Origin of the sequence: Hyphomonas sp. (genome assembly GCF_046313975.1) — a bacterium.
Classification (GTDB): Bacteria; Pseudomonadota; Alphaproteobacteria; order Caulobacterales; family Hyphomonadaceae; genus Hyphomonas.
The window spans coordinates 1-21,951 of sequence record NZ_JBKBXB010000010.1 but is presented as its reverse complement, the minus strand read 5'-3'; the positions used below and the strand labels follow the sequence as shown (position 1 = coordinate 21,951).

Genomic DNA, 21,951 nt, shown 5'->3' with positions numbered 1-21,951 from the left:
GCTGCGCTCAAAAGCTCAGCACTTTCGCATAGCGAACCTGTGGCAAGGCATCGAGCTTCTCGATCACCGAGGCCGGCGGCATCGAGTCGATGCCGATCAGGGCAATCGCCTCGCCGCCCGCGGCCTGACGGCCAAGGTGGAAGGTGGCGATATTGACCTTGGCTTCGCCGAGCATCTGGCCGAGTGCGCCGATGAAGCCCGGCTTGTCTATATTGTTGACGTAGAGCGTGACCGGCGAGAAATCGCCTTCCAGCGCCATGCCCTTCACTTCAACGATGCGCGGCTTTCCGGCGATCAGCGCGCCGGCGAGCGTGCGCCAGCCGCCTTCGGGCGAATTCTTCGTCGCCTTGGTTTTCACCTTGATGCGGATCAGGCTGTCATAGACCGGGCTCTTCTCGGTCTTCGTCTCGGTCAGCTTGACGCCGCTATCGGCAAGGATTGCGGGCGCCGACACCATGTTCACATCGCCGCGCGAGGCGCGCAGCAGGCCCGCGAGCAGCGCGGCGGTCACCGGCTTGCGGTTGAGGTCTGCAACCTCGCCCTCATACTCGATCACAACTTCATCATATCCGTAGTCGGAGATTTGCCCTGCGAAGCTGCCCAGCTTTTCCGCAAGCTCCGCGAAGGGCCGGATGCGCGGAGCTTCCTCAGCCGTGACCGATGGCATGTTCAGCGCGTTCGTCACGGCACCTGTCAGCAGGTAGTCCGACATCTGCTCGGCCACCTGCAGGGCGACATTCTCCTGCGCTTCGTTGGTGGAGGCGCCGAGGTGGGGCGTGGCAATGAAGTTCTTCTTGCCGAAGAGCACGTTCTCCTTGGCCGGCTCGACCGCGAACACGTCGAAGGCGGCGCCCGCGATATGTCCGGTTTCGAGAAGTTCAGCGACAGCCTGCTCGTCCACCAGGCCGCCGCGCGCGCAGTTGACGAGGATGAGGCCTTTCTTGGTCTTCTGCAGGTTGTCGCGCGACAGGATGTTGCGCGTCTGATCCGTAAGCGGAACATGCAGCGTGATCACATCGGCGCGGCGCAGGAGTTCATCGAGCTCGACCTTCTCCACGCCGAGTTCCATCGCGCGCTCTTCCGTCAGGAACGGGTCATACGCGACCACGCGCATCTTCAGGCCGATGGCGCGCTCGGCAACCCGGCTGCCGATATTCCCTGCCCCGATCAGGCCCAGCGTCTTGAACGACACTTCGACGCCCATATAGCCGGATTTCGGCCACTTGCCGGCCTGCGTGTCGGCATTCGCGGCAGGGATCTGGCGGGCAGCCGCGAACATCATCGCGATGGCATGCTCGGCGGTGGTGATGGCATTGCCGAACGGCGTGTTCATCACGACGACGCCCTTGGCGGTCGCGGCCTTGATGTCGATATTGTCGACGCCGATTCCGGCTCGGCCGATGACTTTCAGGTTGGTAGCCGCCGCGATCACATCCGCGTCCGGCTTGCAGGCTGAGCGCACGGCGAGGCCGTCGAACTCGGGGATGATCTTGATCAGTTCCTCTTTCGAGAGGCCGGTCTTGGTGACGGTTTCGATGCCGCGGGACTTGAAGATCTCGACGGCAGCAGGAGACAGCGAATCTCCGATAAGGACTTTAGGCATTGGGGTCTCCATGGCGCCAGGCGGCGCGGGTGAGTTGATAAACAAGGCAATCATCAGGGCCGAAACGGCGCGGCCCCAGAAGTTTGAACCCGAGGGATTCGTAGAAGCGCTGGGCGCGGGTATTGTCCGCCATCGGATCGATCAGGATGTGCTCACAGAGCGGCCGGGCGAAGCAGCGGTCGATGGCGAGGTGCATCATCGCCCTGCCATGGCCCTTGCCCAGCTCGTCCCCTTCCCCGATCCAGATATCGATCGCCCAGGAATGCTCGGGGCAATCATTGCCCCAGTAATGGCTTTCCTCTTCGCGGCAATCGATCAGCTGGACGAAGCCGATGGGCCGGCCGTTCAGCTCTGCGATCAGGAACTCGCGCCACGCAACCTCGCGGCCAAGCTCCTCGTCCCAGTTCCAGTCATTCCATTCGGGGTCGCCGCCCACATCACGCACATGAGGCTGCTCATCCCAGTGCAGGATAAGCGGCAGGTCTGCGAGGGTCGCGGTGCGCAGGCGGATCATCAGCGGCGAGCGGGCATACGCCCTTCCCGGTCAGAGTTTCGACGCTTCCTCATGGAACGCCCAGTCCAGCCACGGCAGCAGCTTGGCGACGTCCGAAGGCTCCACCGATCCGCCCGCCCAGATGCGCAGGCCCGGAGGCGCTTTCGCGTATCCGGCGGCGTCATAGCAGGCATTCTCGGTCTCGAGGCGTTTCATCATCTTCTTGATGAAATCCCGCTGGCCCGCCTCATCGAGTTTCGCGACGCGCGGATCGGCGATGCGGAAAGTGATGCCGGTGTTCGAGCGCACATCTGCATCGTTGCAGAGGAACTGGATCCAGCTGGTCTTCGCTTCCCATTCCGTCAGGATACGGAGGCTTTCGTCGGAGCGCTCTTTCAGCTTCTTCCAGCCGCCGATTCGCTCCACCCAGTCCAGCGCCTGCAGGTAATCTTCAACGCATAGCATCGAGGGCGTGTTGATGGTGGCGCCTTCGAACAGGTCCTCGTCGAGCTTGCCGCCCTTGGTCATGCGGAAGAGTTTCGGCAGCGCGCGGTCCGGCGTGTAGGTCTCGAGCCGCCGCACGGCGTTCGGCGACAGGATCAGCATGCCATGGGCCGCTTCCCCGCCGAGGCATTTCTGCCAGCTATAGGTGATCACATCGAGCTTTTCCCACTCGATGTCCTGGCTGAAGGCGGCCGAGGTCGCATCGCAAATCACGATCCTGTCGGGGTTCGGCTTGATCCAGTCGGCATTCGGAACGCGCACACCCGAAGTGGTGCCGTTCCAGGTGAAGATGATGTCGGCATCATCGCGCGCCTTCGAGAAGTCCGGCAGGCCGCCATAATCGGCGACATGGGTCTTGCAGTCAGCGAGCTTCAGCTGCTTGGTCGCATCCGTCACCCAGTCGGAGCCGAAGGCTTCCCAGGCGAACACATCGACCGGCTTGGCGCCGAGCATCGACCACATGCACATCTCGACAGCGCCGGTGTCGGAGGCGGGCACGATGGCGACCCGGTAGCCTTCCGGCAGGCCGAGGATCAGCTTGGTGCGGTCAATCGCGGCTTTGAGTTTCTTCTTGGCGTCGCCCGAACGGTGCGAGCGGCCAAGGGCAGCCGTCACCAGGTTCTGAAGCGAAAATCCGGGGTATTTTGCGGTCGGGCCCGACGAAAAATGCGGGCATGCGGGGCGCACTACCGGCTTGGCGGTGATCACGGTCATCTGTTTTACTCCTATCCTCACAGATAGGCTGGGCACCGTTGGGGGTGCCTGGCCCGCGGCTGCTGTCGCATATTTCGGGGGCGCCTGCCAGTGGCATTTTTGTGAAGCCCTCAGGGAACCCCGCAGTTTCTCTCAACACACGTATTTCTTGCGCGAGCCCGGAACGGGTGCTTCACTCTGGCCCATGAGCCTCGACATCATCCCCCTCTCCGGCACGCTGGGCGCTGAAATTTTCGGGCTGGACCTGCAGTCCGGCCTGACGAATGCCGAGTTTGACCGGGTCCATCAGGCCTTCCTTGACCACAAGGTCATCGTCATGCGCGGCCAGAAAAACCTGCAACCGGAGGCGCAAAAGGCCTTCGCCCGGCGCTTCGGCACACTGAACATCCACCCCTATGTGAAGGGCATGGCAGACCATCCGGAACTCCTCGAGATCATCAAGGAGAAGGAAGACAAGGTGAATTTCGGCGGCGGCTGGCACACCGACATGAGCTTCGAGGAGACCCCGGCGCTGGGCTCCATCCTGCATGCCATCGAGATCCCGCCCTATGGCGGCGACACGCTGTTTGCCGACCAGCAGGCGGCCTATGACGCGCTGTCACCGGGCCTGAAGGAAACACTCAGCAGGCTGAAGGCCGTGCATTCGGCGAGCCGCGAATACGGCGTACACGGAGCTTCCGCGCAGGTGCGCAAGTCGATGGACTCGTCCGTCGCAGATGACGCGCCGGAATACGAACATCCCGTGGTGCGCACCCATCCGGTAACGGGGCGCAAGGGCCTCTATGTGAACCCGGCCTTCACGCTGCGCTTTGCCGGCTGGTCGAAGCGCGACTCGAAGCCGCTGCTCGATTACCTGTTCAACCATTCGCGCGAGGAACGCTTCACCTGCCGCGTGCGCTGGCAGGCCGGCGACGTGACGATGTGGGACAATCGCTGTACCTGGCACTATGCGCTGAACGACTATCCCGGCCACCGCCGCCACATGCGCCGCGCAACGGTAAACGGCGACAAGCCGTTCTAGGCGAGCGGCAGGATCAGGCCGAGCGTGATCGCCGCCTGCCCGAAGAAATACAGGAACCAGACCGCATAGGACGCAAGCTTCTGCGGCGGGGCACCCGCCGGGCGGCAGAACAGCTGGTGGGCGAGAATGGAGTCCGAGGCGATGAACATCAGGGCGCCAACGGTGACCAGCCCATAAGCCCCCGGCAGCGCGATGGCGGCGGCGCCCATCATCAGGATCACAGCGCCATAAAGAATGACCGGCAGGCGCATCTTCGCCTCGATCCACGGCACCAGCCAGCGGATGTAGAAGACACCGCCGAAGACCAGCGCCGCCTGCGCGATCTTCACCGGCCAACTCCAGCCGCTGCCCTCTCCCAGCTGCCAGAACAGCACGACATAGAACACATGCGCCAGGAAGAACGCGCCCATGCCGGGCAAGAGCCAGCGCGCCGGCTTGCCCGCCAGGAACAGGTCGCCCACCGCCGAAGCCAGCAGCGCCGCCCAGAGCAGCCAGGGCCCGCCTGCGGCAAACGCGATGCCGGCGAGAATGAGGATGCCCGCCATCTTGAGCATGGCCCGGGCGGGGCCTTCGCCGCGCCAGCTGTAGAGAAAGCCATAGGCCAGCGCCGCAACGGCGGCCGTGCCGAAGGCTGCCCAGAGAACGGAGGGACTCAGGCCTTGTCCCCGATGGGTTCCGGCAGGCGCAGCAGGCGGCGTGCCATCGCCCGGTGGCGCTCCTTCACATGCGCGCCGACCACGCTGAGCGCGGTTGCCAGCACGGTCGCGTCATCCGTGAAGCCGAGACCGACCACCACATCCGGCACCAGGTCCGCCGGCATGACAAAATAGGCCGCTGCGGCAAACAGCACGGCCTTGGCCTTGGCCGGGGTCAGCGGGTCGCGGGCGGCGTAATAGGCACTGGCAAGGTCGTCCGCGAACGGCACCCGGCCGGCAAGGCGCAGGAGCTTGGGAATGAGCCCCCGCGAAGTGCGCTCATGCCGCTCGATCGACTTGGGCAGGTAGACCCCGCCCTCGCCTTTCACCGTGTTGATGATTTCCGCTGCGTCAGACATTGCGCTCTCCTAAGGGCATTATAGTCCACTGCACTCATTCCCGAAAGTCAGGCCCGCAGGGGCCCCTGTGCAAACAAAGGAAGGCCACGCCTCATGGAACTGAACCCGAATATTTCCGCCGTGATCACCGGGGGCGCCTCCGGCCTCGGCGCCGCAACCGCCCGCAAACTCGCCAGCTACGGCGTCAAGGTCGCCCTGTTCGACCTCAACGCCGAGAAAGGCGAAGCCCTAGCCAAGGAACTCGGCGGCGTGTTCTGCAATGTGAACGTGACCGACGAAGCCAGCGTCGATGCTGGCTTTGCCAAATCCCGCGCCGCCATCGGCCAGGAGCGGATCCTGATCAACTGCGCCGGCACCGGCAACGCCATCAAGACCGCCAGCCGTGACAAGAACAGCGGCGAGATCAGCCACTTCCCGCTCGACAAGTTCAACCTGATTATCCAGATCAATCTTGTCGGCACTTTCCGCTGCATCGCAAAATCAGCCGCTGGCATGATGAGCCTTGACCCGCTGCCCTGCGGCGACCGCGGCGCCATCGTCAATACCGCCTCCGTCGCTGCCGAAGACGGCCAGATCGGACAGGCCGCGTACTCCGCCTCCAAGGGCGGCGTCGTCGGCATGACCCTGCCGATCGCCCGCGACCTGTCGCGCGAGAACATCCGTGTAAACACAATCCTGCCGGGCATCTTCAACACCCCGCTTCTGGCCGCGGCGCCGGAGCCGGTGAAACAGGCCCTCGGCGCGCAGGTGCCCTTCCCACCGCGTCTCGGCAATCCGGATGAGTATGCCTCGCTCGCCGTCGAGATGTGCCGCAACAATTACTTCAACGGCGAAGACGTCCGCCTCGACGGCGCCATCCGCATGGCGCCGCGCTGATTTAACTGCTCATGGCGGTTCCCACGCCTCCGGCGCGGAACCGCTGCACCTTCGCTTCGCTTGTGGCGCGCTCCTTCACGAGCGAAGCGAAGGCGCAAGCGCCGCGGGCTTCAGCCCGCGATCAGCGCTGAGCAGCTAGGCCGGAGGCCGCGCAGCAGAAAAGCCCGCTCTCCGGAGCGGGCTTTTTTACTTCCGCGCCGCCATCAGCGCGTCCCAGCGTGCCTCCGCCTCCCGGCCCCAGAGAGAGAGGCGATCCGGATAGAACTCCTCGAACACAGGCTTTCCGTCGTCGAGCGTCACCCAGCCCGCCTTGCTCGCGGTGAAGATGTGGACATCCGGCCGGATCGCCTGTTTGTCGTCAAGCGTTCCGGCGCGCACGAACGCTGCCGCCTCACGCGCTGTCGGATAGTGGCTCCACACCGCGACCTGGCAGTGCGGGCAGCGCGCGATCCACTGACCCTTGCCGCTTGCGCTGGGCGTATCGATGATCACTGGCGCCGCACCCAGCAGTTCGACCTCGGACGTTTCGATCAGCGTGTTCACGACGAAAGCCGAGCCCGTCTCCCGCTGGCACCAGGTGCAATGGCAACAATGCGTGATCATCGGCACGCGCTTCAGCCGGTAGCGGATCTTGCCACAGGTACATCCGCCCTCGAGATTTTCCGTCATGCCTGCCCCTATTCGAGAGCGGGCAAATTACAGGCCTCAGCAGCGCCGGCAAGACGCAGCGCTATTCGATGGGCGCTGAAGGATCGCGCACACGGATCAGCCCGTTGCCGATCATAGTCATCACGACTTCACCATGCTGGTTGAACACCGTCTGGCGCGATTTGGTCAGACCCATGTCAGGGCGGGATTTAGAGCGGCGTTTCTCGATCAGTTCGACTTCCACATGCAATTCATCACCCGGATAGACCGGCTTCACCCAGCGCAGCTCATCGAGGCCCGGTGAGCCGAGGCCCGCCGTCGGCTCGCCGTCTTTCCAGGTGTCGACCATCATCCGCATCGCCATCGCGCCGGTATGCCAGCCCGACGCTGACAGCCGGCCGAAGAAGGTTTGCTTCGCGGCCTCGTCATCGAGATGGAAAGGCTGGGGATCATATTTCGAGGCGAACTCGACCACCTCTTCGCGCGTCACCTTGTAGGTGCGCGAGGACCGTGTGCGCGTGCCGACCACCATGTCCTCGAAATACCGCATGCCGCCCTTCCCCTTGATCTGGTCCGATCCCGAGGTGGTCGCCGGAACGCCCGGCCTTGGCAAGCCTGACCCAGCGGGAGGGGGTGCGCGCGTCCACGGCGCCGCTAGAACAGGGCTGGAGAATTATGGGAGAGGCGCGTGGAATTTGACGATGTGGTGAAAGGGCGGCGAAGCATCCGGGGCTTCCTGAAGAAGCCGGTGCCGAAGGCGCTCATCCGGGAAATCCTCGAGATCGCGATGCGCGCGCCAACTTCGCTGAACACCCAGCCATGGAATTTCTATGTCGTCTCCGGCGATGTGCTGGACCGTATCCGCAAGGGCAATGTCGAGAGGAACCTTGCCGGCGTGCCCGACAGCCGCGAGTTTCGCATGGGACCGGGGTATGAAGGCGTGCACCGCGAACGCCAGATCGGCATCGCCAAGCAGCTCTTCGCCGCGATGGGCATCGAGCGCGACAACAAGGAAAAGCGCATGAACTGGGTCCTGCGCGGCTTCCGCCAGTTTGATGCGCCAGTCTCCATCGTTGTCACCTATGACAAGTCGATCCAGGGCAGCGATATCGCGCCTTTCGACTGTGGCGGTGTCGTCAACTGCCTGGTCAATACCGCCTGGAACCGGGGCCTCGGCTGCGTGATCAACAGCCAGGGCATCATGCAGAGCCCGGTCGTGCGCGAACATGCTCAGATCCCGGACGATCAGGTGATCCAGACCTGCGTGGCAATGGGCTGGCCGGACGATACCTTCCCGGCCAACGCCGTTGTGTCGGAGAGAAAGTCCGTGGACGAAGCCGCGACCTTCCTCGGCTTTGACGACTAGCCGCCTGTCCGGGCTGGCATGAACCGGCTGTTGCGCAACAAAAGGGCCGAGACCAGCGAGACAAGCAGGCCCACAGGCAGGATTTCCGTGAAGGTGATGGGCATCCGGAAGAGCGGGTTGGCGTACATTTTCGCGAACTCTTCGGCCTTGGCGAGTTCGGCGGCGATCTCGGCTTCACTGGCGCCTTTTGCCCGGGCCGCTTCGACGAGATGTTCGGCATACATGGCTCCGAAATCGAAACCCGTAAGGGCAAGGGTCGCCTCCCAGGCGAGGACATACAGAAGACCGGCAACGGCGCTGATGCCAAGGCCCATCAGAAAGGCCGGCAGGAACTTGATGACCCCGCCATTCACGACGTCGCGGTGGCGTTTGACAGCGAGAAAGATGACACTGAGAGCGACGAGCATGGTCGTATAGCCGATCAGCATGCCCAGATTGCCGGTCGGCGCCTTGTCTCCAAGTGTCACGGCAACAACGATCATCGGTATGCCGACGATCAGCCCAGCGATCAGGCCATTGCGGAGGATGGATTGCAGCATTGAAAGTCTCCTGTTGTTTCCCCGGAACCTCCGCCGGGGCCGGGGCAGCCGCAATCGCCCGAAAGGGTGATTTTCGTGAAATCACCCGGAATTCAAGGCAGCATGCCAAGTTCGCGCGCGCGGGCCAGCGCTTCGGTCCGCCGCCGCGCGCCGAGCTTTTCGAGGACGCGGGCGACGTGCGTTTTCACGGTGTTGGGCGACACGTTCAGGCGCGCGGCGATTTCCTTGTTGGCGAGGCCGTCAGCGATGAGGGCGAGCACTTCCATCTCGCGCTCGCTGAGGCCGAGCGTGCGCTGTGCTTCGGGATTGCCGCTGAAATCGGATGCGGGTGGACGCGCGGCGAACAAGCGCGCCCCGGCCCAGATGCCGAGCGCCATGAACAGGGCCGCGACGAGGAAGATCTGGATCTCGCCGGCAAAGCTGCGCGCGAGGCGCTGATAGTCGAGCCAGCTCAGTAGGAACGTGCCAGCGGCAAGGATGGCGCCGTAAAGGAAAACCGGCCGCGCCGCGCGCAGCCGGTCAGCCAGTCCCTGCTTTCTCTGTGCTTTCTGGACCATACCGCGCTCCCTGAACCGGGAGGCTAGACCAAACAACAGGCCCGCTCAATCTGAGCGGGCCTGGACCCGGCTGCTCTCTGGGTTAGCGCCTGAGGGAGGCGCAGAGCCGGGTAGCGCGGAGGGCGTGGAGATCACTGGCCCTTGCGCTGTTTCACATCTTCTTCGCCAGCCTGCGAACGGTCAGCTTCGTTGAACTCGACCGCAGGGGCAGCGCCCTTGCCATAAGCGCGGGCTTTCTGGGCGAGATTGTCCATCGACTCCTCAAACCGGCCCTGGCCGACCGCCATGGTTTTGGACGAGGCCATGCCGACAGCATCCGCGTCCGAGAAGCTCGCAAACTCGGCACCGAGGAAGACAACTTCCCAGCCTTTGGCACGGGCCCGGTCGAGCGCAGCTTTCGCGCCCTGCTTGGTCAGCTCGGTGGAGGAGTTCTCATAGCCATCGGTCATGATGACAATGACAGCCTTCTCCGGATTGTCGGCTTCGGCGCGGTTGACGATGCGGCCGATGGCATCGAACAGCGGGGTCATGCCACGCGGATTGGCTTCATCATTGGTGACCTTCTGCCACTTGGCCGGATCAGTCTTGTCGCGCAGCACATCGAATTGCATGCCATCATGATGGTCGAACACGGCGAGCGTGACGGCGGTCTTGATATCAGCGCCGGCGATCTCAGCGCCGGGCGCATCCGCCGCGAAACTGTTGGCATAGGCGTTTACCGAGGCGAGCGCCTCGTCCCAGATGCCGGACATCGACCCTGTGCGGTCGAGCAGGATGTAGGACTGGACCGTGTCGTTCTTCGGCGGCTTCGGCAGGACTTTGGATTCTGCGGTTGCCGCGAGTGCGAACACGGCGGCGACGGCGGCGATGGAGTGAATAAGTTTCATGGAGTGCGTCCCTTCCCTCTGGCGGTGTGGAAGAAAAGCTGCGCCCCGATTACGGCGCGTCTGTGACATGAATCCGCCAAGGCAAAGGAAAAGGGCCGCCTTTTGAGGAGCGGCCCTTCTTTTTTATGAATGCCTGTTCAGACTGGTCCGAAGGCTGAACAGGTATTCATTTTCGTTCGTACAAGGAGCATCAGCTGCCCTTGCGGCGTTTCACATCCGCTTCGCCGGACTGGCGGCGGTCTTCCTCATCGAAGTCCACGGCTTCGGCCTTCTCGAAATAGCGCCGGCTCTTGGAGGCCAGCGAGCGCATCGAGCCTTCGAAGGATCCGGCACTCAGGGCCATCGATTTGGCGCCGCTGACACCCACCGCATCCGCATCCGAGAACTTCGCGAACTCGGCGCCGAGGAACACGACTTCCCAGCCCTTTGCCCGCGCCCGGTCGAGCGCCGCCTTGGCGCCGTCCTTGGTCACTTCGGTCGAGGCATTCTCCGCCCCGTCGGTCATGATGACGATCACCGCCCGCTCCGGCGCATCGCCTTCGGCCAGAGCCACGATCCGGGCAATCGAGTCGAACAGCGGCGTCATCCCCCGCGGGCTCGCCTCGTCGTTCGTCACCTTGTTCCAGGTCGCCGCTGCCACGCCGCGGCGCAGGATGTCGAATTTCAGGCCGTCATGATGGTCGAAGACCGCGAGCGTCACTTTCTCATTGCCGCCGGGTTTCGCGCCGCCCTCCGGCTTGCCGAGCGCTTCGGCATAGGCATTCACCGAGGTCAGCGCTTCGGCCCAGATCAACCCCATCGAGCCGGTGCGATCGAGGAGGATATAGGCATGGGTATGCGCCGCCGGATTGGCGTGGGTGTGTTGGCTGGTCATGGATAGTCCTCCGTCGATGCGCCCCCACGCCCCGGAAAGCCCAAATGGGAAAGCGTCCCCTCGGTTAAAGGGGGCGCCTCGAAATTATTTCATGCTGCGGTGGCGAAGAGTGCCCGCTCAGGCGAAGCGCGGCGCGATCTTCAGGTTGCGCACCCAGCCGATCTTCTCGAGGAAAAGCAGCACAGTGCCATTATAGTCGACGATCCGGTTCCAGATGCCCTTTCGCGGACGATGCAGCGCACTCTGCGGCTCGTCATGGTGGTGATCGTGGAAGGCCTCGCCCCCTGTCAGCAGCGCCATAAGGTGGTCCGCCCAGACCGGCGTCTTCAGGTGGCCGAGCACGTTGATACCATACACGGTCGCATGAAACTGGATGGCGCGCCCGATGATGACACTCGCATGCAGCAGCGCCGTCAGCAGCAGCGAGCCGCCGCAGGCCCAGACGATCAGGTAGATGACCGCCGGGATGACGAAATGGATGACGAGGCTGAGTTCGTTATAGAAACGGTCCATCCAGATGATGATCGGATGTTTCTTCAGCCAGAGCGGCCAGTCGCGGTCGGTATCCTTCTTGTCGCGGAACAGGATCCAGCCGACCCAGGCCCAGCGCTTGGACTCGAACGGATTGTGCGGGTCGCCAGGCTGGTCGGCGAAGCGGTGGTGCTGGGAATGGTAGTTCACCCAGTCGCGCACCCGGCCCTGCATAGCGATCATCAGGTTGATCATCGCTAGCACCTGCGCCGGCGGGGCCAGCTCGCCCGCGCGGTGCTGCAGGATCCGGTGCAGCGGACCAATGCCCATATTGCACCAGAAAACCGAGAAGGCGATCACGCCAATCGCGAGCGGTACATACCACCAGTGGAAGGTCAGCTCGCTGATGAAGATGCCAAGCAGCACCATCGTGGTGAACAAGGCTACGCCGAGGACCGGATAGCCAAAGGCGGAAAAGAAGCTTGGAATGTCGAAGGTTTTCCAGGTTTTCGGAATCGCGATGGAGCGCGGCGTCATAATCATTCAGTCCTTGTCGGGCTGCCGGTTCCGGCAGCTTTCCCCCTAGTGTTTGAGCCAGTCTTCATATTTGGCCCTTAACACCTGATTAAGGCGTCTCGCCCCGCCGTCAAAGATGAAATTGCTTCGCAGCTGCAATGCTCGCGCACCTGTGACCGCCGCGCCGGGAGGGTGACGGACGCCCGCCGCAAGGCTATGCACGGGCGAGTGAGGTTGCGGGGGCCGGATGTCGGACGAACGGCGATTGAAGGAAATCAGGCAGGTCGCCGAACTCCTGCGGCTGCACGAAGATGTCAGCCAGGACAATTCCGACGTGCGCACGGCCTGCCCGCTGCACGAGGATTGCCGGGCGTCCGGGGACAATAACCTGTCTCTCGACCTGCTGAATGGCCGCTACACCTGCACGAACCATCACGAGACGGGCGACCTGCGCGATCTGATCAGGAAGATCGAAGCCGGCAGGGCGCTCGTGCCCACCCTCATCGAGGATGAGGAAGAGCCACCCCCACCTGCCCCGATCGATGCGCAATATTCCGTTGCGGTGACGGCCACCAATCCCGTCCTCAAGTCCCCCCCAAAAGTCTACCAGCTCAAGCCTGAACAGAAGCTGCCGGACCCTGAAGAAATCAAGGCCGAGCGCGAAATCCGGCTCGAAGCAATCCGCGCCGAGAAGGCCGAGCGGCGCCGGGGCGCGGGCGAGCGGGCGATCATTGCCCTGCTGGCGCTGGTCTTCGTCGCCGCCGGCCTGCTCGCGGCGGGCCTCTCCGGCTTTGCAAACTATCAGGCCTTTGCCTCCACCGTGGCCGATCCGCTGCAGGCGCGCGTCTGGGGCGCGGCCGGCATCATCGCCGCGATTGTCTCCTTCGGCGGTTTCACCTTCGTCTACTGGCACGCCGCCAACCGGCGCCGCATGGAAAGCCTGCGCGCGCTGGTCTTCGCGCTGATCGGTGCAGGCGCCTCCATCCTCGGCACCGAAATCTATATCCGCTCGAACAACCTCTCCGCCGCCGCCGAAATCAGCACCGCCGCGACCAACCGCGAAGTGCTTGAGACACAGATTGCCGACTGGCGCCGCCAGCTGGACGGCATTCCTCCGGAGACGCGCTCGGTGGAGGGACTGGAATCCTATCTCGCCGAAGTCGAACGCGTCGGGCGCACGGACCACAAGCCCTACCGCGACGCGCAGAACGAGCTCGGCCTCGCCAAGCGCCGCGATGATCTCATCGCCAAGATCGAAGCGGCAAACGCCGAACTGCTGGGGCAAGGCTCCGGCAACATCCTGCTCCGCGCGGAGCAACGCGCCTCGCTGCCAAGTTGGGTGTTCGCGCTGTTGCTGGAACTGTTTTCAAGTCAGGCGACATCCATTGGACTTGTCGCGCTTCTGATCCTTGGCCGCGGCCGCGCTCAGCTGTCCGCCAGCGGATAGTCTTCGCCATCGCGCCCGCGCACGACCCAGCCATCATCGCGCCGCTCGATGTCGGACAAGGCCAGCGAAGCCTTCGAGACACCGCCGGCAATGTCGAACACATAATGCGGAATGGCGAGGCCGGAGATCGTGTCACGCAGCGCGCGCACGAGGCGCTGGCCTTCTTCCACCGGCACGCGGAAATGCGACGTACCCGGCGCCGCGTCCAGCTGGTGCAGGTAGTAAGGCTTGATCCCCGCAGACAGGAAGGCGCGCATCAGGCCGGAGAGGTCTTCCACCGTATCATTGACGCCGCGCAGCAGGACGGATTGCGAAACAAGCGCAATCCCCTGCCCGGCAAGGCGCCGGCAGGCCGCAATCGCTTCGTCCGAAAATTCGGCGGCATGGTTTGCGTGGACCGCCACGAACACAGCCTTCGTCCGGGAACGGATCGCTTCGGCATAGGTCTCGGTCACCCGGTCGGGACGCGTCACCGGCATACGGGTATGCCAGCGGATGAGCTTGACATGCGGAATTGTCTCGAGGCGCTGCGTGATCTCGTGCGCCCGCGCCGCCGACAGCATCATCGGATCGCCGCCGGTCAGGATCACTTCGAAGATGTCTGTGTTGGCAGCGATATAGGCAATGACCGCATCCAGCTCTGTCTTCGTCAGCGCCTCGCCCTTTTCCGGGCCCACCATCTCGCGCCGGAAGCAGAAACGGCAATAGACCGGGCAGGTCGATGTGACCTTCACAAGCACCCGGTCGGGATAGCGATGCACGAGGCCAGGCACGGGCGAATGGCGATGGTCGCCAATCGGATCGGCCGTCTCGCCCGCCTTCACATCCATTTCTTCCGGAGACGGAACATATTGGCGTGCGATGGGACCGCCAAACCGTTTGCCATCAATGAGTTTCGCGAGCGGCTCCGGCAGGGCAATGGCATAGGCCGCTTCAACTTCCGCAAGCTGAGGCGCCAGCGTCTCGGTGACGAGGCCTGCGGCCTTCAGGGCGGCAACGGAGCGGAGCGTGGTGACCGTCATGCCCGCCCCTCTATAGGCACCGGCGTCCACAGAACATCCGAAATCTGCACCGCCCCGCTCGCCAGCATCACCAGCCGGTCAAAGCCGAGCGCAACCCCGCTGGCCTCCGGCATGGCGGCGACCGCCGCAATGAAGTCCTCATCCAGCGGATAGCGCTCACCATAGACGGCCTGCTTCAGCTCCATCTCCGCCACTTGCCGCTGACGCAGGAGGACCGCATCGGTCAGCTCGCGGTAGCCGTTCGCCAGTTCCACGCCGCAGGCATAAAGCTCAAACCGCTCGGCAAAGCGCGTATCGTCCGGATACGGACGGGAGAGTGCCGCCTCGCTGACGGGGTAGCGATAGAGGAAAGTCAGGCGCCCCTGCCCGAGGTTTGGCTCGATGCGCGTCACCAGCACTGCGGAGAACACGTCCGTCCAGCTCGCCCCTTCCGGCGTGATCACGCCCGCCGCCTTGGCCGCGCGCGCAAGACCGGCGGCGTCTGTCAGATGGGCCTCAAGATCGATGCCAGCAAACTTTTCGAAAGCAGAAACGAGCGTGAGATATTCCGGCTCGGCAAACGGATCACACGCCGCGCCTTTCCAGGTCAGCGCCGCGGAACCTGCCGCCTCCGCCGCGAGCCGCGCAATCTGCGCGCTGTCCTGCATCACCGCCTCCAGCCCCTCCCCGGCGCGGTACCATTCCAGCATCGTGAACTCGGGCGCATGGCGCGCGCCGGTCTCCCGGTTGCGGAAAGCCCGGGCGAAATCGAAGATTTTCGTCTCCCCCGCCGCCAGCAGCTTCTTCATCGCGAATTCGGGCGAGGTATGCAGGTAGAGCGGGGTCTCACGGCCATTCTCGGCCTGGAAGGCGGCAGCAAAGGCATGCAGGTGCGCCTCATTGCCCGGCGAGCGCTGCAGCTGGCCGACTTCGGTTTCGGTAAAGCCTTCCGCCTCGAACCAGGCGCGCAAGCGCGCCTTGATCCGTCCCCGCGCCGCAAGGTGCGGCCGGCGGCGGGAATGGGCCTCGGGCGACCACCAGGGGAGGCTGTCGGGGGTCATGTTGCTCCGGAATCGGCGGAAACGGAGCCAGCCAGCGGTCTGTGGCGGCTGGCCAAATGGCGCGGAGGCGGTATATAGCGGCGCTTTCGACCTCGCAACTCAGGAACGCCCCCATGGCCGTTGAAATCGCTGCGGATATCCGCAAAGGCAACATCATCGAACACACCGACGGCCAGCTCTATGTTGTCCTCAGGGCGGAATCCTTCCGTCCCGGCAAAGGTACGCCGACCACCACCATCGATATGCGCCGCATCTCCGATGGCATCAAAATCTCTAATACTTACAAGACGTCCGACAAGGTCGAGCGGGCTTTTGTCGAAGAAGTCGAGTTCTCCTACCTCTACCAGGAAGGCGACAATTACGTCTTCATGAACACATCCAATTACGACCAGGTCACCGTCTCCGGCGCCATGGTCGGCGACGGCGCGGCCTACCTGCAGGAAAACATGAACGTCACCCTGCAGATGTTCAACGGCGAGCCGGTCTCCCTCACCCTGCCCCAGCGCATCACTGCCGAGATCGTTGAGACCGAACCGGTGGTCAAAGGTCAGACCGCGTCGGGCTCCTACAAGCCCGCCAAGCTCGACAATGGCCTGCGCATCATGGTGCCCCCGCATATCGGCGTCGGCACCCGGGTGGTCGTGAACACCGATGACGGCTCCTACCTCGAACGCGCGAAAGACTGAGAAAAAGCTGGAATCTTTCGGAATCGCCCGCAAAAATTCAGCAGAATCAGCCATTTTCCGGGGAACCAAATCGAAAGGCTGCGCATAGTCCGCGTGAAGCCATTGTGCTTCTCCATCTACCAAGAACGACTTGAGAGCCAGCGCGGCCCAGCGCTGGCTCTTTTTTCGGGCCGGACTGACAGGCAACTGACATTTAACCGGAACGCCGGCATACTTGCAGGCATAGCCCGCAAGTCACGACCCAGGCGGCAAGAATGTCCGGCAGCAGCCCAGAATCCCCTCGCCAGCACACCCGCCAGCGCACGCTGAAGGGGGCCCGCATGGTGTTCAATGACGGCAAGAGCAGCTTTGACGTTCTCATCCGCGACCTGTCGGAAGGCGGCGCAAAGCTGAAGCTGGGTTCAGCCTCCTGGACCGCACCGGACACGTTCGATCTGATCATTCCAAACCCGAACACGGGCGTGCCGACGAAGCATCACTGCGAAAAACGCTGGCAGCGCAGCGATCTGGTCGGCGCCCGTTTCATTGAGCCTCAGCTGAACCGGCCGCCTGCAATTCCGGCAGCAATCAGCGCGCCTAACCTAACGACGCGGTCGTGATTGCAAACCTTCCGGCCGGCCCCCAGAGTGTCAGCCAGATTACAGCGATGACTGCAGAAAGGGGTTGTTGTCGTCTCGAAATATTGGTGAGGCGGGGCCCGTGAACATCATACTCGTAGAAGACGATCCGGATCTGATTGAAACCATCCGCCTTGGCTGGCCGGATGCGGCGGATCATATTGATTCCTACACGTCCTATGCCGATTTCCAGCCGGTGCTGTTTTCGGGCGGCCTCGCCACAGCCCATTGCGTGATCCTCGACCTGCAACTGCCGGACGCCTCCGGCACACAGATCGCCGCCGAGATCCGGCGCCTCAGCCAGATCCCGATCATAGTGCTGTCCGGCTGGGGCGAAACGGAGTTCCGCGCAAACCTGATCAATCAGGGCATCGACGACTATGTGCTGAAGCCGCTCAGCGTGAAGGAATTGCACGCGCGCGTGTCGCGCCTTGTCCGGCCGCGGGTGCAGGCTCCGGCCAATCTGTCACCTACGCAGATCAGCACCATCACCTTCGACCGGCCCCGCCGCTCGCTGCGCCTCGGCGCTCAGGAAACCGAGCTGACACATGCCGAATTCCAGCTGCTCAGCGCGCTGGTCGATGCTGGCGGCCGGGTCGTGCAACGCGAGGAGCTGTATCTGCGCGCCTTCGGTCGTCCGTACAAGGAGGGTGAAAAAGTCCTCGAGACCTATATCAGCCGCCTGCGCCAGAAACTCGGCCAGCTCGAACAGACAACCGGCGATGCCATCCAAACTGCGCGCGGAGCGGGCTACCGCATCGTGGTTCAGGCCTCCGACGCCTGAGGCTCCACAGACGCAGCCGCCGCATCCAGTGCCTGACGTACCGCTGCAGCGAGCTCTGATCGCCGGTAGGGCTTCTGCAACAGGTCCATCCTGGCGGGTAGCCGGCCATCCGCATCCAGCAGCTCGCGCGGATAGCCGGAGACATACAGCACCCGCATGCCGGGCAGCAGACTGCGCGCCAGCGCGACCAGATCGCGCACATCCGCCGATCCCGGCATCATGATGTCCGTGAGCAGAAGATCTGCCGCGCCGCCGTTCTGAATGTATCCGATCGCCTCGTCTGCCGTGCCGAGCGCCGTCACGCGGTAGCCGAGGCCCGTCAGGATGGCTTCGGCATTGTCGCGCACGGCCGGATTGTCCTCGACCAGCAGGACATGTTCGCTGCCGCCGCGAACGCCGCCGCGGATATGTCCCGGCGCGTTCTCGGTAAGGCTTTCAGAGGATACCGGGAAAATCAGGCCGACCGTCGTGCCGAAACCCGGATGCGAATCGATCAGCAGCTGGCCGCCGGACTGGGCCATGAACCCGTAGGCCATGCTGAGGCCAAGGCCGACGCCTTCACCCACAGGCTTGGTCGTGAAGAACGGTTCGAGGCAGCGGCGCAGTGTTTCAGCGTCCATGCCCGTCCCGGTATCGGAGACGATCAGCATCACGCGGTCGGCATCCGCAGGCTGGGCCTTTTCGAAGCCCGGCGCAACGCTGCCGGCAGGAACATGGCGGGTCGCAAGCGTCAGCACCCCGCCCTCGCGCATGGCATGGCGGGCATTCAGGGCAAGGTTCAGAACCGCCAGTTCCAGCTGGCCGGGGTCTGCCTCGACAAAGGCCGCAGGCTCGCCGAGATCCATCTCGATACGGACATTCGACCGGAAGGTCCGCCGCATCAGCTCGGCGCTGCGCTGGAGATGCAGGTTGAGATCAATGATCTGCGGCTTCAGCGGCAGGCGGCGCGCGAAGGCGAGAAGCCGCCCGGTCAGGTCCCTGCCCCGCTCGGCAGCGGAGGAAATCAGCTCGACCAGGCGGCGCTCCCTCGGCGTGTCGATCCGGTCGAGCAGGGTTTCCGCATTGCCGAAGATGATGGTCAGCAGGTTGTTGAAATCATGCGCCACCCCGCCGGTCATCTGGCCCAGCGCGTCCAGCTTCTCTGCCTGCACAAGGCGCGCCTCGGCGATCTTCTGCTGGGTGATGTCGACCATGCTGCCGACGATGCGCAGCGGGCCGCCGGTTTCGTCCCGCGAAATGAAGCCGCGATCGAGGACAAAACGCACATCCCCGTCATCGCGAAGGAAGCGGTACTCGTCCGTCCATGTCTCGGCATCCCCCCGGATCGCGCCCCAGAAAGTGGCGAGTACACGGTCACGGTCCTCCGGGTGCAGACGGTCCGTCCACGATGTCAGCTGGTCCACCAGCAGGGAGTCCGGCGCGCCGGCAAGGCGGCGGAAATTCTCGTTCCATGTCACCAGGCCGGAGAGTACGTCAAAGTCCCAGACGACATCATTCGTGGAGCGCGAGAGCATCTGATAGCGCTCTTCGTTGAGCCGGGCGCGTGCATCCGCCGCGCGCTTTTCCGACATGTCCCGCACCACGGCGACCCAATGGCTCATCCGGCCGGCCGCGTCCCGCACCGGAACGAGATCGATTTCGGCCGGCATGACCTTGCCTTCCGGCGTGAACAGACGAATTTCCTCCCGGCGGGATTCCCCGGCATTCAGGACGGTACGCAGCACCTCGACCGCAATTCCGCGCGCGATCACCCGCACGAGGGCTTCGATGGAATGGCCGACAATCTCGCTTTCCCGCAAACCGGAAACGCGCGTCGCGCCGCCATTGATGTAGACGACCGGCGCCTTGACTGCGTCATCGCCTGACCGCGCCTCGAAGATGAGAACCGCATCGTTCAGCCGGCTGATGGAAAGGTCGAGCAGGCGCAGGCGGTTGTCCTGTTCGACCTGCAGCGTCACGTCCTGGATGATGCCGGTCAGCATCCGCCCCTGCGGCCCGCCGCTAAGCTCGCCGATGCTGCGGATGTGCACGATGCGCCCGTCGGGGCGGCAGATGCGGTGGAATAAATCGAACTCGGTCTGACCGGACCCGGCGAAGTTGCGATAGGTCTCAACCACCTCGTCGCGGTCATCGGGATGCACCAGACTGGCGAAGCCCTCAAAGGTGGGGGTGTAGCTCGCCTCGTCGAGACCGTAGATCCGGTAGAATTCCGGCGACCAGTTGAGCCGGCCGGAGCCATACTCATATTTCCAGGCGCCGATGCCGATCAGCCGCTGCGCCGTGCGCAGGGTTGAGACCTGCTCCGACAGTTTCTCCGCCAGCGATTCCGCCGCCTGCCGCACGCCCTCCTCGCGGCGCAGCAGCACTTCCCGCTCGCGCACCAGGTCCATCGTGCGAGTAACGTCCCTCGCCGCGACGATCACGGCCGGCCGCCCCTGCCAGTCGATGCGGGAGATGGTGAGTTCAACCTGCAGGATCTCGCCGGAGCGGCGCTGGTGACGGAAGGTGCCGGCCCGGCACATGTCGTTGCCGCGGGCGGCATCGAGGCAGGACTGGAACGCGGCAAGGTCTTCCGCGGGCCAGAGCTGCGGTGCCTTCAGGCCGAGGAACTCCTCACGCGTGTAGCCATAGGCGGCCAGCGCCGCCGCGTTCACATCGAGGAAGCCGAGTGTCTCCGGATCGCAGATCCACATCGGATCAGGATGCCGGTCAAAGAAAACCTCGCGTTCCCACATCCCTGCCCGGCCCGTTCCTGTTGCGCAGACTCACCGCCAAGGATTAGCACAGGCTGGCTGCCTGCGCACATGAAACACAGCCCCGCGTCAGAGGCCCAGCGAGGCCCTGTCGAAGGTCTCGGGCCCGATCACGGCGCGCACAGCGGCCAGCTCCAGCAACACATCGCCCGGCGCAATCTCCAGCAGGGCGGCCATATCCTCCACGCCAAGCCCGGCGCCGAGGTGCAGGGCGGCAATCTCGCGGCGCTCGATCGGCAGGTTCAGCAGCGGCATCAGCGCAGGCTCAAGGTCCATGCCCCGGCGCGCGCGCGTGCCGGTCGTCCGCATCAGGCGGCGCACGGCAGCGATCAGGTAGCGATACGAATTCTCAGCTTCTTCCGGGTCGGGATCGGTCGAGAGGTAAAGGATGAGTGCATCCTCGACGATCTCGTCGGCCTCGGCGCGGTTGCCGGTCACCAGGCAGGTGAAGGCCCGAACCTTCCGGAGCACTTTCTCGACGGCCATGATGGTCCTGAGTTCGATCGCGGAATCGTCGTCAGACTGGCGAAACGCAAGTCTCATTCGCTCTTCCTCGTAAGGGTTGGTCACTAGGCAACACCTCTGCACGCGAACTGGTCACGGGGGTCTTTAGCAAGGGTCTAAAACCTTCAACTTGAAGGCTTTCCCGCACCCGGACCTGCAAGATGTTTCAGACTCGCGTACGCATGGCAATGCCAGGCCTGAAAACCGCGCAAATGGCGCACCCGAAGAGATTCGAACTCCTGACCCCCAGATTCGTAGGCACGCCGCCGCTGCCATACCGGACCGTCCGTACCCGTATTGAGGGTGTGCGACCCCTTGATTCATAGACATTATTCCATCGTGAGCCGTGTGGAGCCGTATCTACCGCATGGCCTGAAATATGGTCTGGACGATGGCTCAGAAGTTTACACAGGCGATGGTCGACAGGTGGCTGCGTGAGGCAGAACCTGGCCAACAGTTCTATGACGCAGAGGCGAAGGGCCTGCGGCTCGTCGTCGGCAGCACCGGTGGCGCCTACCGCCATGTGGGCCGGATCAACTGCCGTGGCGGTCGGTACATCACCATCAACATTGGTCGGGCCGACGAGGTGCAGCTCAGGCAGGCCAGGACCGCCTCGGCAGAGGTCCGGCTGGCGCTGAAGCGTGGCGAGGACCCGAGGAAGCCTGTGAGCAGCGTGCCGACTGTCCAGGAGGCGCTCGACCGATACGTGCTGCGTGATGATCTGACTGAACGCACCAAGGAGTTCTACAGGGAATGCCTCAAGGGGCCACTCAGCAAGCTGAGGCACATTCCGATGGACCTGCTCGAACGTGAGGAGGTCCGCACCCTCCACGAGGAGATCACGAGGGATCGTGGCCCCTATCGGGCGAACGGATCGATGCGATGCCTGAGGGCACTGTACAACGACTGACCTGAGACCCTCGGGTCCCTCATTCATTTCGAGAGTCTGGCCCTTTCATAGTCCATGGTTTGAGG

The 21,951-nt window shown here is 63.7% G+C and carries 24 protein-coding genes; 8 read left to right on the top strand and 16 right to left on the bottom strand.

Annotated elements, in window-relative coordinates:
* Positions 1-7: 7 nt before the first annotated feature.
* From serA to ACK4TE_RS05525, 3 genes are read right to left on the bottom strand one after another with little or no spacing between them, the layout of a single operon-like run.
* Positions 8-1,603 (bottom strand): phosphoglycerate dehydrogenase, encoded by a 1,596-nt coding sequence (serA, locus tag ACK4TE_RS05535; protein ID WP_409910489.1) that lies wholly within the window; start codon positions 1,601-1,603, stop codon positions 8-10.
* Positions 1,596-2,117, bottom strand: coding sequence for a GNAT family N-acetyltransferase (locus tag ACK4TE_RS05530; protein ID WP_409910488.1), 522 nt, complete (start codon positions 2,115-2,117; stop codon positions 1,596-1,598). The genes serA and ACK4TE_RS05530 overlap by 8 nt, the downstream gene beginning before the upstream one ends.
* Before the next feature lie 30 nt (positions 2,118-2,147).
* Entirely contained in the window at positions 2,148-3,308 is a 1,161-nt protein-coding gene (locus ACK4TE_RS05525; RefSeq protein ID WP_409910547.1) for a phosphoserine transaminase, read from the bottom strand.
* 190 nt (positions 3,309-3,498) lie between these two features.
* Between ACK4TE_RS05525 and ACK4TE_RS05520 the strand changes: the two genes are divergently transcribed.
* Positions 3,499-4,335 carry a TauD/TfdA dioxygenase family protein gene (locus ACK4TE_RS05520; protein WP_409910487.1) on the top strand — a complete coding sequence of 279 codons (837 nt, stop codon included), beginning with the start codon at positions 3,499-3,501 and terminating at the stop codon, positions 4,333-4,335.
* Here the strand turns inward: ACK4TE_RS05520 and ACK4TE_RS05515 are convergent.
* The gene (locus ACK4TE_RS05515) at positions 4,332-4,889 is read right to left on the bottom strand and encodes a lysoplasmalogenase family protein (RefSeq protein ID WP_409910486.1); all 558 of its coding nucleotides are present in this window, start codon (positions 4,887-4,889) and stop codon (positions 4,332-4,334) included. The two genes, ACK4TE_RS05520 and ACK4TE_RS05515, sit on opposite strands and share 4 nt — an antisense overlap.
* A gap of 98 nt (positions 4,890-4,987) precedes the next feature.
* On the bottom strand, positions 4,988-5,389 hold the full coding sequence (locus ACK4TE_RS05510; RefSeq protein WP_409910485.1) for a YkvA family protein: 402 nt from the start codon (positions 5,387-5,389) through the stop codon (positions 4,988-4,990).
* 93 nt (positions 5,390-5,482) lie between these two features.
* Between ACK4TE_RS05510 and ACK4TE_RS05505 the strand changes: the two genes are divergently transcribed.
* Positions 5,483-6,265 carry an SDR family NAD(P)-dependent oxidoreductase gene (locus tag ACK4TE_RS05505; RefSeq protein WP_409910484.1) on the top strand — a complete coding sequence of 261 codons (783 nt, stop codon included), beginning with the start codon at positions 5,483-5,485 and terminating at the stop codon, positions 6,263-6,265.
* Positions 6,266-6,451: 186 nt separating this feature from the next.
* Here the strand turns inward: ACK4TE_RS05505 and ACK4TE_RS05500 are convergent, their stop codons facing one another.
* Positions 6,452-6,934 (bottom strand): GFA family protein, encoded by a 483-nt coding sequence (locus ACK4TE_RS05500; RefSeq protein ID WP_409910483.1) that lies wholly within the window; start codon positions 6,932-6,934, stop codon positions 6,452-6,454.
* Between the two features lie 61 nt (positions 6,935-6,995).
* Complete coding sequence (locus ACK4TE_RS05495; RefSeq protein ID WP_409910482.1) at positions 6,996-7,463, bottom strand: MaoC family dehydratase; 468 nt, start codon at positions 7,461-7,463, stop codon at positions 6,996-6,998.
* 138 nt (positions 7,464-7,601) lie between these two features.
* Between ACK4TE_RS05495 and ACK4TE_RS05490 the strand changes: the two genes are divergently transcribed.
* Positions 7,602-8,279 carry a nitroreductase family protein gene (locus ACK4TE_RS05490; RefSeq protein ID WP_409910481.1) on the top strand — a complete coding sequence of 226 codons (678 nt, stop codon included), beginning with the start codon at positions 7,602-7,604 and terminating at the stop codon, positions 8,277-8,279.
* Here ACK4TE_RS05490 and ACK4TE_RS05485 read toward each other — a convergent pair.
* From ACK4TE_RS05485 to ACK4TE_RS05465, 5 genes are all read right to left on the bottom strand, one after another.
* Entirely contained in the window at positions 8,276-8,818 is a 543-nt protein-coding gene (locus ACK4TE_RS05485; RefSeq protein WP_409910480.1) for a DUF4199 domain-containing protein, read from the bottom strand. The genes ACK4TE_RS05490 and ACK4TE_RS05485 overlap by 4 nt on opposite strands.
* A 92-nt stretch (positions 8,819-8,910) precedes the next feature.
* Positions 8,911-9,375 (bottom strand): response regulator transcription factor, encoded by a 465-nt coding sequence (locus ACK4TE_RS05480; protein ID WP_409910479.1) that lies wholly within the window; start codon positions 9,373-9,375, stop codon positions 8,911-8,913.
* A gap of 131 nt (positions 9,376-9,506) precedes the next feature.
* Positions 9,507-10,262 (bottom strand): VWA domain-containing protein, encoded by a 756-nt coding sequence (locus ACK4TE_RS05475; protein ID WP_409910478.1) that lies wholly within the window; start codon positions 10,260-10,262, stop codon positions 9,507-9,509.
* Between the two features lie 190 nt (positions 10,263-10,452).
* A complete protein-coding gene (locus ACK4TE_RS05470) occupies positions 10,453-11,136 on the bottom strand; it encodes a VWA domain-containing protein (RefSeq protein ID WP_409910477.1) in 684 nt (227 codons plus the stop codon).
* Between the two features lie 117 nt (positions 11,137-11,253).
* Positions 11,254-12,144 carry an acyl-CoA desaturase gene (locus ACK4TE_RS05465; RefSeq protein ID WP_409910476.1) on the bottom strand — a complete coding sequence of 297 codons (891 nt, stop codon included), beginning with the start codon at positions 12,142-12,144 and terminating at the stop codon, positions 11,254-11,256.
* A gap of 226 nt (positions 12,145-12,370) precedes the next feature.
* Between ACK4TE_RS05465 and ACK4TE_RS05460 the strand changes: the two genes are divergently transcribed.
* A complete protein-coding gene (locus tag ACK4TE_RS05460; RefSeq protein ID WP_409910475.1) occupies positions 12,371-13,570 on the top strand; it encodes a hypothetical protein in 1,200 nt (399 codons plus the stop codon).
* On the opposite strand, the gene ACK4TE_RS05455 is transcribed toward ACK4TE_RS05460, so the two are convergent.
* Complete coding sequence (locus tag ACK4TE_RS05455; protein WP_409910474.1) at positions 13,549-14,592, bottom strand: lysine-2,3-aminomutase-like protein; 1,044 nt, start codon at positions 14,590-14,592, stop codon at positions 13,549-13,551. The two genes, ACK4TE_RS05460 and ACK4TE_RS05455, sit on opposite strands and share 22 nt — an antisense overlap.
* Positions 14,589-15,632: an EF-P lysine aminoacylase EpmA gene (epmA, locus tag ACK4TE_RS05450; RefSeq protein WP_409910473.1), complete on the bottom strand. Its 1,044-nt coding sequence runs from the start codon at positions 15,630-15,632 to the stop codon at positions 14,589-14,591. Before epmA ends, ACK4TE_RS05455 begins: the two co-directional genes overlap by 4 nt.
* 113 nt (positions 15,633-15,745) lie before the next feature.
* On the opposite strand from epmA, the gene efp reads away from it, so the two are divergent.
* The 3 genes from efp to ACK4TE_RS05435 all read left to right on the top strand — a co-directional run bounded on the left by efp (position 15,746) and on the right by ACK4TE_RS05435 (position 17,719).
* Entirely contained in the window at positions 15,746-16,318 is a 573-nt protein-coding gene (gene efp, locus ACK4TE_RS05445) for an elongation factor P (RefSeq protein WP_409910472.1), read from the top strand.
* Positions 16,319-16,572: 254 nt separating this feature from the next.
* Positions 16,573-16,917: a PilZ domain-containing protein gene (locus ACK4TE_RS05440; protein ID WP_409910471.1), complete on the top strand. Its 345-nt coding sequence runs from the start codon at positions 16,573-16,575 to the stop codon at positions 16,915-16,917.
* A gap of 100 nt (positions 16,918-17,017) precedes the next feature.
* Positions 17,018-17,719 (top strand): response regulator transcription factor, encoded by a 702-nt coding sequence (locus ACK4TE_RS05435; protein WP_409910470.1) that lies wholly within the window; start codon positions 17,018-17,020, stop codon positions 17,717-17,719.
* Here the strand turns inward: ACK4TE_RS05435 and ACK4TE_RS05430 are convergent.
* Both ACK4TE_RS05430 and ACK4TE_RS05425 read right to left on the bottom strand, forming a co-directional pair.
* Positions 17,701-20,454: a PAS domain-containing protein gene (locus ACK4TE_RS05430; RefSeq protein WP_409910469.1), complete on the bottom strand. Its 2,754-nt coding sequence runs from the start codon at positions 20,452-20,454 to the stop codon at positions 17,701-17,703. The two genes, ACK4TE_RS05435 and ACK4TE_RS05430, sit on opposite strands and share 19 nt — an antisense overlap.
* A gap of 87 nt (positions 20,455-20,541) precedes the next feature.
* Entirely contained in the window at positions 20,542-21,015 is a 474-nt protein-coding gene (locus ACK4TE_RS05425) for a hypothetical protein (protein ID WP_409910468.1), read from the bottom strand.
* A 340-nt stretch (positions 21,016-21,355) separates the two neighbouring features.
* Here ACK4TE_RS05425 and ACK4TE_RS05420 point away from each other — a divergent pair, with 340 nt between their 5' ends.
* Positions 21,356-21,886, top strand: coding sequence for an integrase arm-type DNA-binding domain-containing protein (locus ACK4TE_RS05420; RefSeq protein ID WP_409910467.1), 531 nt, complete (start codon positions 21,356-21,358; stop codon positions 21,884-21,886).
* The last annotated feature ends 65 nt before the right edge of the window (positions 21,887-21,951 follow it).

Excerpts from the sequence above, each read along its gene's own strand:
- ACK4TE_RS05430 (WP_409910469.1), bottom strand. The coding sequence starts at position 20,454 with ATGTGGGAACGCGAGGTTTTCTTTGACCGGCATCCTGATCCGATGTGG.
- ACK4TE_RS05470 (WP_409910477.1), bottom strand. The coding sequence starts at position 11,136 with ATGACCAGCCAACACACCCACGCCAATCCGGCGGCGCATACCCATGCC.
- ACK4TE_RS05475 (WP_409910478.1), bottom strand. The coding sequence starts at position 10,262 with ATGAAACTTATTCACTCCATCGCCGCCGTCGCCGCCGTGTTCGCACTC.
- ACK4TE_RS05520 (WP_409910487.1), top strand. The coding sequence starts at position 3,499 with ATGAGCCTCGACATCATCCCCCTCTCCGGCACGCTGGGCGCTGAAATT.
- ACK4TE_RS05510 (WP_409910485.1), bottom strand. The coding sequence starts at position 5,389 with ATGTCTGACGCAGCGGAAATCATCAACACGGTGAAAGGCGAGGGCGGG.
- ACK4TE_RS05425 (WP_409910468.1), bottom strand. The coding sequence starts at position 21,015 with ATGAGACTTGCGTTTCGCCAGTCTGACGACGATTCCGCGATCGAACTC.
- serA (WP_409910489.1), bottom strand. The coding sequence starts at position 1,603 with ATGCCTAAAGTCCTTATCGGAGATTCGCTGTCTCCTGCTGCCGTCGAG.
- ACK4TE_RS05455 (WP_409910474.1), bottom strand. The coding sequence starts at position 14,592 with ATGACGGTCACCACGCTCCGCTCCGTTGCCGCCCTGAAGGCCGCAGGC.
- epmA (WP_409910473.1), bottom strand. The coding sequence starts at position 15,632 with ATGACCCCCGACAGCCTCCCCTGGTGGTCGCCCGAGGCCCATTCCCGC.
- ACK4TE_RS05485 (WP_409910480.1), bottom strand. The coding sequence starts at position 8,818 with ATGCTGCAATCCATCCTCCGCAATGGCCTGATCGCTGGGCTGATCGTC.
- ACK4TE_RS05460 (WP_409910475.1), top strand. The coding sequence starts at position 12,371 with ATGTCGGACGAACGGCGATTGAAGGAAATCAGGCAGGTCGCCGAACTC.
- efp (WP_409910472.1), top strand. The coding sequence starts at position 15,746 with ATGGCCGTTGAAATCGCTGCGGATATCCGCAAAGGCAACATCATCGAA.
- ACK4TE_RS05465 (WP_409910476.1), bottom strand. The coding sequence starts at position 12,144 with ATGACGCCGCGCTCCATCGCGATTCCGAAAACCTGGAAAACCTTCGAC.
- ACK4TE_RS05530 (WP_409910488.1), bottom strand. The coding sequence starts at position 2,117 with ATGATCCGCCTGCGCACCGCGACCCTCGCAGACCTGCCGCTTATCCTG.
- ACK4TE_RS05440 (WP_409910471.1), top strand. The coding sequence starts at position 16,573 with ATGTCCGGCAGCAGCCCAGAATCCCCTCGCCAGCACACCCGCCAGCGC.
- ACK4TE_RS05505 (WP_409910484.1), top strand. The coding sequence starts at position 5,483 with ATGGAACTGAACCCGAATATTTCCGCCGTGATCACCGGGGGCGCCTCC.
- ACK4TE_RS05495 (WP_409910482.1), bottom strand. The coding sequence starts at position 7,463 with ATGCGGTATTTCGAGGACATGGTGGTCGGCACGCGCACACGGTCCTCG.
- ACK4TE_RS05420 (WP_409910467.1), top strand. The coding sequence starts at position 21,356 with ATGGTCTGGACGATGGCTCAGAAGTTTACACAGGCGATGGTCGACAGG.
- ACK4TE_RS05500 (WP_409910483.1), bottom strand. The coding sequence starts at position 6,934 with ATGACGGAAAATCTCGAGGGCGGATGTACCTGTGGCAAGATCCGCTAC.
- ACK4TE_RS05515 (WP_409910486.1), bottom strand. The coding sequence starts at position 4,889 with ATGCTCAAGATGGCGGGCATCCTCATTCTCGCCGGCATCGCGTTTGCC.
- ACK4TE_RS05480 (WP_409910479.1), bottom strand. The coding sequence starts at position 9,375 with ATGGTCCAGAAAGCACAGAGAAAGCAGGGACTGGCTGACCGGCTGCGC.